Source organism: Phycisphaerae bacterium, from assembly GCA_035384605.1.
GTDB lineage: Bacteria > Planctomycetota > Phycisphaerae > UBA1845 > PWPN01 > JAUCQB01.
Genome location: DAOOIV010000032.1, coordinates 34,033 through 47,000 on the forward strand (window position 1 = coordinate 34,033; position 12,968 = coordinate 47,000).

Annotated in this window: 12 protein-coding genes; 4 read left to right on the forward strand and 8 right to left on the reverse strand. The window is 61.6% G+C overall.

What is annotated here, in order from left to right:
* Window positions 1-145: 145 nt before the first annotated feature.
* The 4 genes from ptsP to raiA form a co-directional block, all read right to left on the reverse strand.
* A complete protein-coding gene (gene ptsP / locus PLL20_09445) occupies window positions 146-1,885 on the reverse strand; it encodes a phosphoenolpyruvate--protein phosphotransferase (protein HPD30206.1) in 1,740 nt (579 codons plus the stop codon).
* 66 nt (window positions 1,886-1,951) lie between these two features.
* The gene (locus PLL20_09450) at window positions 1,952-2,239 is read right to left on the reverse strand and encodes an HPr family phosphocarrier protein (GenBank protein HPD30207.1); all 288 of its coding nucleotides are present in this window, start codon (window positions 2,237-2,239) and stop codon (window positions 1,952-1,954) included.
* A gap of 64 nt (window positions 2,240-2,303) precedes the next feature.
* Entirely contained in the window at window positions 2,304-2,777 is a 474-nt protein-coding gene (locus tag PLL20_09455) for a PTS sugar transporter subunit IIA (protein ID HPD30208.1), read from the reverse strand.
* A gap of 72 nt (window positions 2,778-2,849) precedes the next feature.
* Window positions 2,850-3,152, reverse strand: coding sequence for a ribosome-associated translation inhibitor RaiA (raiA, locus tag PLL20_09460; GenBank protein ID HPD30209.1), 303 nt, complete (start codon window positions 3,150-3,152; stop codon window positions 2,850-2,852).
* Between the two features lie 375 nt (window positions 3,153-3,527).
* Here raiA and PLL20_09465 point away from each other — a divergent pair, with 375 nt between their 5' ends.
* The 3 genes from PLL20_09465 to PLL20_09475 all read left to right on the forward strand — a co-directional run bounded on the left by PLL20_09465 (window position 3,528) and on the right by PLL20_09475 (window position 8,162).
* Window positions 3,528-5,318 carry a hypothetical protein gene (locus tag PLL20_09465; GenBank protein HPD30210.1) on the forward strand — a complete coding sequence of 597 codons (1,791 nt, stop codon included), beginning with the start codon at window positions 3,528-3,530 and terminating at the stop codon, window positions 5,316-5,318.
* Window positions 5,319-5,407: 89 nt separating this feature from the next.
* The gene (locus PLL20_09470; protein HPD30211.1) at window positions 5,408-6,817 is read left to right on the forward strand and encodes a hypothetical protein; all 1,410 of its coding nucleotides are present in this window, start codon (window positions 5,408-5,410) and stop codon (window positions 6,815-6,817) included.
* 154 nt (window positions 6,818-6,971) lie between these two features.
* A complete protein-coding gene (locus PLL20_09475; GenBank protein HPD30212.1) occupies window positions 6,972-8,162 on the forward strand; it encodes a M48 family metallopeptidase in 1,191 nt (396 codons plus the stop codon).
* Between the two features lie 169 nt (window positions 8,163-8,331).
* On the opposite strand, the gene PLL20_09480 is transcribed toward PLL20_09475, so the two are convergent.
* The 3 genes from PLL20_09480 to PLL20_09490 all read right to left on the reverse strand — a co-directional run bounded on the left by PLL20_09480 (window position 8,332) and on the right by PLL20_09490 (window position 10,769).
* Window positions 8,332-8,637: an aldo/keto reductase gene (locus PLL20_09480; GenBank protein ID HPD30213.1), complete on the reverse strand. Its 306-nt coding sequence runs from the start codon at window positions 8,635-8,637 to the stop codon at window positions 8,332-8,334.
* 90 nt (window positions 8,638-8,727) lie between these two features.
* Window positions 8,728-9,777, reverse strand: a complete 1,050-nt coding sequence (locus tag PLL20_09485) for a metallophosphoesterase (GenBank protein HPD30214.1) — start codon at window positions 9,775-9,777, stop codon at window positions 8,728-8,730.
* Between the two features lie 140 nt (window positions 9,778-9,917).
* The gene (locus tag PLL20_09490) at window positions 9,918-10,769 is read right to left on the reverse strand and encodes a fumarylacetoacetate hydrolase family protein (GenBank protein HPD30215.1); all 852 of its coding nucleotides are present in this window, start codon (window positions 10,767-10,769) and stop codon (window positions 9,918-9,920) included.
* A gap of 210 nt (window positions 10,770-10,979) precedes the next feature.
* On the opposite strand from PLL20_09490, the gene PLL20_09495 reads away from it, so the two are divergent.
* Window positions 10,980-12,218 carry an aldo/keto reductase gene (locus PLL20_09495; protein ID HPD30216.1) on the forward strand — a complete coding sequence of 413 codons (1,239 nt, stop codon included), beginning with the start codon at window positions 10,980-10,982 and terminating at the stop codon, window positions 12,216-12,218.
* A 131-nt stretch (window positions 12,219-12,349) separates the two neighbouring features.
* On the opposite strand, the gene PLL20_09500 is transcribed toward PLL20_09495, so the two are convergent.
* On the reverse strand, window positions 12,350-12,968 hold a 619-nt coding region (locus PLL20_09500), incomplete at its 5' end, for an FAD-dependent oxidoreductase (protein HPD30217.1).

Genomic DNA, 12,968 nt, shown 5'->3' on the forward strand with positions numbered 1-12,968 from the left:
TCCAAAAGTCTCTTGGCTGCGCCGGCATCGTAACGCGCGAGCCGGCTTGCCGTTGACCGACTTACGGCGGTCGATCAAGGGCCTGCGTATTGTGCAACCACACCCCAAGGCGTGGCTCAGCGTCTCGTTGTGCGGCCGGACTCATTTACATGAATTCAGGCCAGATCTTCCTCGTCTCATCCCGCAGGTAGTTGCTTACCTGCCGATCAGTATCGAAGGAGAGCGCCCGCTTCGCCACGCGGACCGCGTGGGCAATCGAAGCGGACCGGATAATCTTCTTGATCTCCGGGATGTCGCTCGGGGCCATCGAGAACTGCCGCAGTCCGATGCCCAGCAGCAACAACGTATACATCGGCTCCCCGGCCATTTCGCCGCACATGCTATAAGGAATTCCGGCCCTCTCCGCGGCCCGCATAATGTCCCGCAGCATCCTCAGGACGACCGGATGGCTGGCCGTATACAGCGAGGCCACCCGTTCATTGCTTCGGTCGACCGCCAGGGTGTACTGGATCAGATCGTTGGTCCCGATACTGATAAAGTCCACCTCTCTCAGCAATTCCTTGATCTGCAAGGCTGCCGCGGGCGTCTCTACCATTATACCAACCGGGATGTCCCGCCTGAAGGGGATACCGGCCTCCTCCAGGTCTTCCATGGCATCTCCAAGGACGATCTTCGCCTGCCGAAGCTCCATCAGACTCGAAATCAGCGGAAACATGATCCTCACGTCACCCTCCACCGAAGCACGAAGGATCGCCCGGAGCTGGGTCTTGAACAGATCAAGGTTTTGCAGACAGTAGCGGATCGACCTCAAGCCGAGGAAAGGATTTCGCTCGGGCTCGCGAGCCTGTGACTGCGTGTACTTGTCGGCCCCCAAATCCAGTGTGCGGATGGTGACCGGGTAATCGCCGACCGCCTGAATCACGGTGTGATAGGCTTCGTAATGCTCCTCCTCCGTGGGCTCGGCCTCACTCCGCAGGTAGAGGAATTCCGTCCGATACAAGCCGATACCTTCGGCACCCTTTTCCAGGCAGGTCTTGGCTTCGTAGGGAAACTCGATGTTGGTCAGAAGCGTGATCTTGATGTTGTCGGTGGTGACCGCCGGTTTGTCGCGCAGCTCGATCAGGTCGCTGGCCAGGGCGTGGATACGCTCCTCCTCGACCCGGTATTCCTGAAGCATGTCCGCGTCGGGCCGAACGACCACCAGTCCCTTCGTGCCGTCCAGAATGATCGTGTCGCTCTTGGACACCCGCGTCGATACGTCCTTGAGCCCCATGACCGCAGGGATGCCCATCGATCGAACCACGATCGCCGCATGACTGGTCAGGCCGCCGGCATCCATCGCAACGCCGCTCACCTTGGTCTGGCTTAAGTTGGCGACCTGCGATGGGGTCAAGTCGTGGGCGACGAGTACGAAAGGCTCGGTCAGAAGGCTCAGTTCCTCGCCGCTCTGGCCGCAAAGGTGCCTCAGCAGCCGCCGTTCAATGTCGTTGACGTCCCGGACCCGCTCGCGCAGGAGCTGGTCCTTCATGTTCAGGAATCTCCGCTGGTAGCCGCGAAGCACCTCACGAACCGCGTAGGCGGCCGAGTAGTTCTTCTGGGTGATCAACGCGGCGATCTGCTCGAACAAACGGTCTTGACTGAGCACGCCGTAATGAAAATCGAAAATGGCCGCGATGTCAGGCCCTAACTGCCGGGCCATGACTTCCTGGAGACTGTGCAACTCGGCCAGCGACGCGTCGAAACCGCTCCTCAACCGCTCCAGTTCGGCCGGAATGTCATCCACCGAGACCGTTTTCTGGGCAATCCGGTACTCCTCGGCGTCCAGCACCACCGCCTTGGCGATCGTGACGCCTGGAGAGACCCCGATTCCCTTCTTGATCTCCATGGTCATCTATTCTCGGTCGACACGTTCTCAACCTTGTTCGATCAACCTAAGGCGGCGCGGCCTCGGTCACTGTTCCCCAAATCCCGATTTCACCAGAGCGGCCAGCGCCTCCACCGCGTCCTCCGCATCGGCCCCCGCCGCTTGAATCTCAAGCTCGGTGCCGCGCACGGCCTCCAGAAGCATCATCTCCATCGGGTTCTTGCCGTCGACCGCGTGCTTACCCTTCCGAACGACGACACGCGACCGGAACTGATTCGCCAGATCGACGAACTGCATCGTGGGTCGCATGTGCAACCCAAGAGAATTCTCGATCGTCACGCGTCGAGATGCTTCGGGCACAGCCGTCTCGTTCATAAAAAGCCGCCGGATCATGCGCCGTTTGCCGTCGCGGCAAGTCGATGCTCGGACATCGATCCGCTTATCCGCCGGGAAGCTCATCCGCCTCCCGAATGTTCTCGTTGATTTCCTCCTTCGTGGACGCCTGCCGCAGAAAACGCCGGAAGTTGTCCCTTTGGAGGTGCCTGAAAATGTTCTCCATCGATGCCAGATGCTGATCCGGATTGTCCGGGGGGCTCAGCAAAAGCACGACAATATACACGGGTGCCCGATCCAGCGCCGCAAAATCAACGCCGGTGCTTGAGCGGCCCAGGGTCGCCATGATTCTCTTGACGGCCGGGTGTTTCACGTGAGGAACCGCGACCCCTTTCCCGAAACCTGTACTGCCCTGATTCTCACGGGCAATAACGGCCTTGCTGATCGCCGCGGCCTGGGCTTCGTCCATGCCGACCGCTGCGGCCAGCGAAGCCGTCAATTCGCGAATCACGCCGTTGCGGTCCGTCGCCTTCAATTCCGGAATGACCGCTTCCGGTACAAAAAAATCCGACAGTTTCATGTTTGTACACCTTGGGGGGTATATGCGTCGGCTCGGGTATCGAACCCGAACGCCCGCCGGCCCGGCCCCTGCTCAGGACTGGTGCTTGCGGTTGCGATATATCTCCTTATGCTTCTTAAGCTGCCGTTCCAGCTTTTCCACGATCAGATCGACGGCTTCGTGGTACTCCCCGGCTTCAACCTGGGCGACGAAAGTCGTCTTGTGATCCGCATGCATCACCACTTCCAACCGATGTTTCGTCGGCTCCTGTTCGAGCACAACCTCAACCCTGTCTATCCGATCATAGAACCTTGCCAACTTGCTCAGTTTTTCTTCCGCGTACTGCCGCATGGATTCAGTGAACTCTATGTGGCGGCCCGTTACGGAGATCTGCACAGGTGAACCTCCTTTGTCCAATATCGCCAATGCTCCACAATGTCCGGGCAGGCTGCCAAGTTGTGCGGGCGGGCGACCGTGCCAGCGGAAAGGGGACTTCGCGTCAGCGTGGCGGACCTTCCCCGTCCAGTGAACAGGGCCCCGGGTACCGGGTACGGGCTGACCCCTTCCCCGGCCCGAGCCGCAGCGGTGGCTGAATAACACCTTGGCAGAGGCATCGCTTTTGCGAATGTAAGCCATGCTCCGGCCTGCGTCAATACCGCTTACGCTCGATGGAAGCCCTTTGTTTGCAATGGTTGACCGCAAGCGCTAAGATGCCGACGCATGTACGAAGTGCATTCCGCTCAGCGCCCCCGACAGCCCCTGAGAAGGCTCGTGGCTGCCATTGCGCTGCTCCTGCTGGCCGCAGGGGCTGCCCAACTCCTCATCTGGCACCGGGAAAAAACAAAGCTGATCGAGCTCGGGTCCAGTGTTCATTACCCCGAGGGGCAATTATCCGTATCTTTGCCGTTGGGATGGCAGACCCTCGATAAGGCTCTTTGCCCCGCTGGCACTGTGATCGCCGTCGAAGATCGAGAGACGGAAGGGCGTCAGAGGCGACTTTACGTTTTTCGAGGTCCACCCTCCTCTGAGGGTTTAGCCGCGTCGGCCAGCCTCCGGGCCCTTGACTCATTCTCAAACGCTTTGGGGGCCGATGTTCTGTTTGAGAAGGAGCCTGAGACGGCACAAGTGGGGGCATTCCCCGGGGTGACTGCGACCATGGCCAAGAGGCTGGGCGCGGTGGGCGTCAAGCCACCCTTTTGCCTTGGACGGGCCGCTGTCGGGCCGGGGGGAGAGGTCGTCGGCGTGTTGCTCGAAACCGCCTTGCCGTCGCGAAGGACGGATCAGCTTCTCGTCCAACGAGTGGCCGAGACCGTCGAACTGACATCGATTGGGCTCGACCCGGACCCTGCGGAAGCTATGGCCGCCGCGGGTATCAGCTTCGACATCCCACGCGGAGCTCGATTTATCGGTCCAATCGAGCGGGGGCTCCCTCGCGTGCGCCTCATGAGCAGGCAAACGGCACCTGCTTGGTACCTCGATCTGTTCCGCGTCCCGCTGATCGCCCGTCGGAAGGTCAACGACCTGGTGGAGGACGGGGCCATGTCGCTTCTTCAGCAGGTGAGACTGGGTGAACCGCTGGAGCCTTTCGATCCGGGCGGGCGCCAGGCGGCGCGTGCCAGTCTTGTGATCACTCCGGGGAAGGAGCCGACGGTCCACTTGGTCGCCGTCAAGACCGATCAGCATACGGCCCTCCTGATGGTGGGACGGCATGACGCGGAAGCCGGAACTGCCGTCCGAGAGCTGTGTGATTCAATCGCGGCCACGGCTCGGGTTGAATCTTACGACGAGCTGGTCGATCTGGAATCGGCCATCGATGCTGCCCGAAGGTTGATCAAGGATTGCCGCAAGGAGGGTATGTCATCCCTGCTGGGACGTCGCGAGGGCAGGAGGCTGCGTTTCAACGTCGAGGCCCCGGCGCTCGGTCTGGGCAGTTGGATCGAAACCTGCCGCCGGTCTTCCGACAATGCCGAGCTGCCGTGGGAGGTCACGGGCCGTTGGGTTTATGATCCCCGGTGGCGCGGACACGCTCGCATAGTGGTGACGGAGGGATGGCGTCTGGCGGAAAACGGCGTCGAATACCTGTACAGGTTCGAGCGCAGCGACGCCGGAGAAAAGAGTATTGAGCAGACTGAACACTCCGACGCCGAAGGTCGGCAGGTGACTCGGATTGTCAAAGCATTCGGCGGATCGCGAACCGAGGAGATCGAGGTGGATGATGCCTTTGCCTCGGGGCCGCTCCTTACGGAGCTGTGCGCAAGGACGGCCGGCAGCTCGAGCCAGAGATCGGTGGTCGTCAGTACCATTGACACGTTTACGGCTGGCGTGGCCTACTGTGTGATCAAGCCTCTGGGCAGGACACCCGTGCCGGGCACGCCCATGCGGGAGCCGGCGCGGACTGTACGATTGATGATGGATTACGATCCGGAGCCGATGTTGATGTATTTCGACGACGGCGACGAGCTGCTTGCCGTGTCCCACGACGCAAGGCAATGGCGCAAGCGCGTGCAGCCGCCTTCTGAAGCCGAGGAACAGCCGGGCGTCGGGCCAGGTTTGCGCCGGTAATTGTCCTTGATCGGGGCCAGGATGCGAGAAGTGCTGCAATGATGGGGCTACGAAAGAACGTTAGCTTTGGCTGTGCGGCAGGGTTGGTGATGGCGGTTTTACTGTCGGGCAGCCTGTCGGTTGTTCTCGCCCAGGATGCCGCCGATTCACCTCCCGCATTCGCCGCGACGCTTGGGGCGCGATACGTGGATGGAAGCTTCGGGTTTGCGATAACCCCCCCGACCGGCTGCGAGACACTCCGCGAAAAGCGATTCATGGAGACGATCAACGAAGTGGAGATCGTCCGCTTCGTGGACGTCAACGGCCGCTGGTCGCTGGGCGTTCGTCAGAGCAAGCCCGAGCGGGCGCTCGATCCGGAAGCGCTCGCCGAGATGGTCATCGGCGAAATGCAGGAGACCTATCCCGACATCACCGTCGCGAAAACCGACAGATCGACCGTCGGATCTCGCGAGATCCTGCGCTGCAAGGCGCTGATGACCGCACGCGGCGTTCCGATGATTCGCTTGCAGGCCATGATTCGCGTCAAGCCCTCCGAATACTTCACGCTGGTCTTTGCGGCCCCGCAGTCCGACGAGAAAGCGGCCATCGATGTTTTCGACAAGATTGTCACAGGTTTCGAGGTACTGAGGTCTGAGGCTCAAGAGGAGCAGATTCGGGACGCCTTGCGAAGGGGCAGCGCGTTGCTCGATCTGGTGCGGTCCGGGGCACTGGACGTGGTCGGCCGCGAGCCGCGGGAAGTGTTCCTGCGATGTCTTGAGGGCGGAGTCGAGATCGGATTCATGCAGATTCGTATGGAGCCGCGAACGGTCGAACACCGGAAAGGCGTCACCGTGGCGAAGTGGGCGTGGTTCTTCCGACCCGATCAAAGCATTGCCCTCATGCAGCAGGATATGTTCGTCACCTCTAATCTGTCGTTCGAACGATGGGAGAGCCGGTTGATCGCGATCTCGCCGCCACCCAAGGGCGGTGGACGCAGGGAGATCTCGCAGGACATCGAAAGCGGCATACGGCAGGAGACCAAATTGCTTGTCGGCTATGCAGGCAAATCCTTCGGGCCGCAGATGACGCAGAAAGAACTCGATGTCGATCAGACCTACGCATCGGCTCCCTGGGACCTGCTCTTTCCGTCGATTGTCGATCTCAAGAAGACCGAGCTGTACGCTTTCTCATGGTTCGACAGCTCCCGGCGAGGGTTGTCATTGCAGACCTTCCGGCTCGTCGGTCGCAAGACCATGCCGGGCGGCAAGGAAGCCACGCTGATCGAGCAAAGCGAGGGGCTTATTCCGCCGGTTCATGAAATCTATGTTGATGACGACGGCCAGATTGTGCGCGTCGTGATGAAAGTCGGTGATAAGCCGCTGGAGATGCACGCCACGACTCGCCGGGACATCGAACGCAGATACGGCGATCGAGTCAAGGAGGTCGAAAGGCTGATGCCCGGTCCGGTAACCGCTCCGGCAGACCAGAAGGCTGCAAACAGGCCTGCCCTGCCCGGCTGAGGCCGTGTGCCGGCATAGGGGCGCGTCGGACTTGCCAAGGCCCGGACAACCGCGGATGCCGTGAGCCCGTACCAGGCGTCACCGGCCGGCAGCACAGCGGGACCTTCTCAATTCGGCGGCCGGCGATTATCCTTTGGACATGAGTGACCAGCCCTTGTCTCAATCGTTGATGGAACCTTCGCCGGCCGTGATCCCGCACCGCGATCCCGCCGAGATCCAGGCGTACAACCGCGTTAATCGTCGCATCCATCTGGCGGATCTGGCGATTTCCCTCGTATATTGGATTATCTGGTGCCTGATCGCCGCTGATGTGGTCCAATGGCTGGGTCTGCCGGGCGGATCTCGTTGGCTGGGGCTTCTGGTAGCGGCGGTCGTGATGCTGGGCGGGAGCGTGCTGGTTGGCCTGCCGCTGAATTATTACCGCGGCTTTGTCGTCGAGCATCGCTTCAAACTCAGTAATCAGACGCCGGCGGCTTGGCTGCTATTCCAGGTGAAAGCGTGGTTGGTAGGCTCAATCATCGGCGGCATCGTGCTCGGGGGTCTTTACGCCGCAATGTGGTACACCGGCCCATGGTGGGGCGTGTGGGTGTGGCTCGGTGTCATGCTGCTCAGCATCGGACTGGCCAAGGTGTTCCCCCTGGTGATCCTGCCGCTGTTCTATCCCTCCAAGCCGCTCGAACGGCCAAGCCTGGCCGAGCGGCTCAACGAACTGGCTGGCGGAGCCGGAATGACCATCACCGGTATCTTCAACCTGCAGCTCAGCAAGGATACCAAGAAGGCTAACGCGATGCTGGCCGGCATGGGCTCTTCGCGCCGCGTGTACCTTGCCGACACCCTTCTCGACTCCTTTGATGACGACCAGATTGCCGTGGTCTTCGCTCACGAACTGGGCCATCACACCCGCGGGCACATCTGGAAGCTCATCGGCATGTCCGCTGTGGCCAGTTCACTGATGGTCGCGCTGATCTGGTGGCGGCTCAACCCGTTCGCCGGCAGCAGCGACACCGCAGACTGGTCCGCCGCCATCGCCGCCTTCCCGCAGGTCATGTTGATCTCAACGCTCTTCCCGCTGATCATCGGGCCGATCACCAACGCCGTCAGCCGCCGTTTCGAGCGGCAATGCGACGGCGATGCCCTCCGCCTGACCGACAACCCCCAGGCCTACCGCACGGCCTTCGAACAGCTTGGCCGTCTCAACCTCGACGATCCCACCCCGCCCTGGTGGGAGGTCGTGTTCTTCGACGACCATCCGCCTCTCGGGGTGCGGATCAAGATGGCGGACGAGTACGAAAGAGCAGCAGCGAGGGGGCAAGGCATGTGCAACGAGGGATCATTGTCGGCGTAGGGTCTGCTGCCTTGGCGGGTGCCGGCTTGCCGTGCCGTGGCAACCCGCGTGGCGGACCTTGCCCTGGTTCTTGAGCGTTGAAAGCGCGTCCCACGGATCGTCGCGTTCCGGCCGTGCGAATCCGGACTGTGCAGTTGCAGGATGTCGACAATCTCCACCCGCAGCCGCCTCAGACTTTTCTCGGACGCCGAGATAGGTACTCCCTGTCGTAGTTCTGCATGATCGGTCCATACCCCTTGTCGTCGGCGCTGGTGGCATCGTAGAAATCGTTGCCGGCTTTCGTGGCGGTGATTACATCGGGTCGCCCACGGTCCTCCAGCACCCTGCCGGTGAGTTCCTCCGAACGCCTGAATCCGTACACGTCGGCTGTGTCCGGCAGCGTCATCCCGCAGTCGAGGGCTTTGTTGATGGCTCGTCCCGAAACCTCGTCGTCGGCTTTCCCCCAATCACGACCGCCGATCGCCCACGTACCCAAACCGACCGTCGAGACGACCGGTCCGCGTTTGCCGAACCGCCCGTAAAGCAGTGATGTACCTCGGATCCGCCGGATGCCTGCCGATTGCGGCTACCTGATCCCGGCCCGCTCTTTTTCCAGCAGCCGTTGCTGTTCTCGCCGGAAAGCCTGAAACTCGTCGAGCTTCTTGCGTTCGAGGGTATCGGCCTCTTCGAGCCGCGGTTCCCACGAAAACTCGACGTGCTCCCAGCTCAGCTTGTCGCCGTCGCAGCGGAACACCGTGTAGCCGGGCGGCGAACCAACCCAGTCGCCCGCCCACCACGCGCCGCTCGCAGCCGCGCTCGTCAGGTACCAAACCCCGTGATACCGCATCTCCTCGATGTTATGGCTGTGTCCTTGCAGCAGCGCCTTGACCTTGTGCCGTTCCAGAATGATCCGAAGCTCCCTTGTGTCCCAGAGTACCATGCTGCCGTCCATGGCCTTGTAGTTGGGGTCGCCCAACAGTTGGCCGCGATTGCACGATGCCGCGATGTGCGTGACGGCTACGGTCGGTCGACCGCCGGCCTTGCCAAGATCGTACGCCAGCCATTCCAACTGCTCCGGCCCGATCCGCGGCTCATACGTCGGGTTGTCCTTGCCGCCGACCGGGAAAATGCTGTCGAGCACCACAAAGTGCCAGCCGCCATGGTCGAAGCTGTAGTAGCTCTTTTTCCAACCCAGCAGGTCCATGATCATCTTCTTGCCGATGTCCGGGTCGTCAACCGGTACCTTGCGTCGCGACGACCATCCCAGCGCGTCGTGGTTGCCCATGCAGTTGTAGTACGGAATGCCCGAAGCGTCCGTGATTCCCTTGTACAGCCGAACACACTCCTCGAATTCGGACTTGGCCGTGTAGTTGCCGTCGAAAGCCATATCGCCGCCCATCAGGATGAACGCCGGCCTGGGCTTGAGCTGCCGTAGGGTCTCGATGCACTTACGGTATCCCTCGTCACCTTTTCGCTTGCGAGTCACGTGCATGTCGGTCAGGTGAACGAAGGTAAACGGCTCAACTTGCCCGCTGGGCTGCACAGCCGGGAATGGGTCCTTGAGGAACTCAGGTAACGACGCCGCCGCACCGGCCGCAGACAGGCCGCCTATCAGTTCGCGTCGCGTGATGCTCATTCATTCCTCCTCACGGGCGTGCCGGGTTCACACAGGCCTTGTCGCGGAAACCCAGATGATGAGACCAGGTTTTCAGTCGCCAGTGTCACTTTTCAGTTTCGCTTTTGACCGCCTACTGATCACTGACAACTGATAACTGACTACTTCTCCGCCACAACGGGATTCCTCAGCACCCCAACGTGCTCGATCTCGACCTCCAACACATCGCCCGGCTTGATGGCCGGGGTCTTTCCCATCGTCCCCGTAAAAATCAGATCGCCCGGCTCCAGCGTCACGTGACGGCTGGCAAAGCTCACAATCTGCGAGCAGTTGAAGATCATGTCGCTGGTCCGCTGCTGTTGCGTCACCTGACCGTTGACCCGAGAGGTCAACAACAGGTCATCGTAATTGACCCCCGCGACCACGAACGGACCGCACGGCCCGAACGTGTCGCTGCCCTTGGCCCGCCACCACTGCCGGTCGTTGGCCTGCCAATCGCGGGCGCTGATGTCATTGCCGCAAGTAACCCCCAGCACGTAATCGAGGGCCTCGGCCTCTGACACATTCCTGGCCCGCTTGCCCATGACAACGACCAGTTCGCCCTCCAGATGGACTTCCTTGCTGCCGGCGGGCAGGACAACGGCGTCTCCCGGCCCGATCAGGCAGGAGGGCGCCTTGAAGAACAACTCGGGGTTGCTCGGCTTGGGCTGCGTGCTCAAGTGGCTGGTGTAGTTCCCTGCCATCCCCAACACTTTCGTCGGGCGGGCTGGAACCAGCATCTTGACCTCGGCCAGGCGGTATGATCGTCCTGTTCTCTGCCGGGCTCCGAAAAGGTCCCCTTTGATTTCGTGGATCGTGTCGCCCTCGACGATCCCGTAAGCCTCCTGACCGCCCGCGCAAAAACGGGCATACCGCGTGATCCCGGCATCAGTCGGGCGGTGCGCCTTGTCCATATCGAGCGAGGCGCACCCGGCTAAGGCGGAAAAAACCGTGTTGAGCAGAATCCATCTCATCGTTGAGCTCCTCAATCGTATATGGGGGCAATTCATGTTTGTTCCCGGCGGCCGGCTCGACGATTGACAGTGAACCGAAACCCGCGTCGCCCCGCGCCCATTTGTAATGCATACGGGCTTCTCTCGCCACTGGCGAACCGGCCGGCTTTTCACGGCCCGGGCATCGCGGTACTCTGGAAGGCGCCACGACATCAGATAGCGGAGGATGCGATGGTGGACGCGAACAACAGGACGCGCGGGCGAATCGGACCCCTCTCCCGTAGAACCATACTTGGTGCGGGCTTGGCGTGTGGCGTCGAAGCATTGCCCCAGACGCCCGCCACCCAATCGACTCAGCCGGAAGCCCTTCCCCGCCGCCCCCTCGGCAGGACCGGCGCCCAGATCACCCGGCTGGTCATGGGCGGCAGCTTCTCGGAGTACGGCCCACGCCTGCTGGACTTCGCTTTCAGGTCGGGCATTCGCTCCTTCGACATGGGCGATTTCTACGCCGGCTACAAGGCTGAGACCATCCTCGGTGAATGGGTTCGCAAACGAGCCAATCGCAAGGATGTCTTCATCATCAACAAGGCCAGAACTACGGAGCCCGACGCTTTCGTCAAGCGCCTGAATGAGGCTCTTTCCAAGATGAAGATCGACACGATCGACGCCTTCTTGCTGCATGGTATCCAGGATCCACGACTGCCCCTCGATAGGGATGGCGTTTGGAGCAAAACCAAGGAAAAGCTCATCCGCGATAACAAGATCCGCTTCATGGGCTTCAGCGTTCACGCGGAGATGCCGTCGCGAGTCGCCTGTCTGAACAACGCTGCCAGGAGCAAGTGGGTGGATGTGGTGATGGTGGCATGCGATCCGGGGTTGATTCGCTCCTCGCCGGATCTGAACAGCGCTCTGGACGCATGCGCAAAGGCGGGTATCGGCCTGCTGGCAATGAAAACCGGCCGTGGGCTGGGTGCCCCGGCTACTCAGCCCGCGAGCGTAAGAGAGGCCTTCCGCAAACTGGGCCATTCGCCTCACACGGCCATGCTGGCCGGCATCTGGAGCGACGAGCGGTTTGCCGCGGCCTGCTCGGAGATGCCCAGTATCCAGATCATCGAGGAAAACGCCGCTGCCGCGAGGTCTCTCCATAAGCCGTTTGACGCCGAACAATGGAAGACCTTCGACGAGGCCGCGCACGGTCTTTCGCGAGCGACGTGTCCCGGCTGCGACGGCTCATGCCGCAAGGCCGCCGGCACGCAGGCCGATCTGTGCGCCATCACCCGCTACCTGGCCTACTATCGCGAGAGCGGTAGCCGCGACTTGGCCCGCGAACTCTATAGCGCCTTGTCTCCCGAACTCCGCGATTGGGCCGGCGCCGACCTTCGCGCCGCCTCTCGGGCTTGCCGCGCACACGTGGATTTCGAGTCGCTCATCCCGCTGGCCAAACGCCTCCTGGAATCAGAACCGGCGTGAGCAGCAACGCCACCGCATGGTTGGGCAACGTCGAGGTCGCATCAGCGACCGAGAGCTACCGCACCCGGATGCTCGAAACAGCAGGTCTGTCCTGTCCCTGGTGGCCGTAACCTGGCCCTGTGCCATACCTCTCACGGCACCGCCGGTACCCATTGAACCGCGTCCGCGATCACGTGTCCGTTGGTCCCTTCGTTGCGTATCTCAACGTAGCCTTCTGACCCGGCGTCGAAGCGGAATCTGCCGAGCAAGACGAACGGCGGCTCGGTCGGGGCCTCTCGCTGATTCAGCGTCACGGTTTTATCTCCCTCGGCCGAGTGAATCACTACCGGCACGTTGCTCGCCCGGTTCGGGTTGGCGGCGTAAGCGATGCGCACCTCATACAGCCCGCTCGCCGGAAGCGTCGGTACGAATCGCACGGCCGCCGTGCCCTTGCCGCTGTTGTTGTCGTGCAGATACTCGCTGCCCACGAACGGCCTGACCGACATTCCCGACCGCCAGTCGCCTATCACCTTCGCGGCCTGATTGTCAACGACGATGCCGCCCATTGATCGGGGATTCAAGCCTTCCCCGACTGCCTCACCCATCGACAGCACCTGGCCCTGCTCCCGGAGCCGTTTCTGTAACCATGCGATGTCCACCTTGCCCACCGACGTATCGTTTCGGACGGCCCACGCCGCCGCCAATCCGGCCGCGTGCCCCATGATCATGTACTGCGGTTCCATCCGCATCGACGAGTAGGCCACGTGCGAC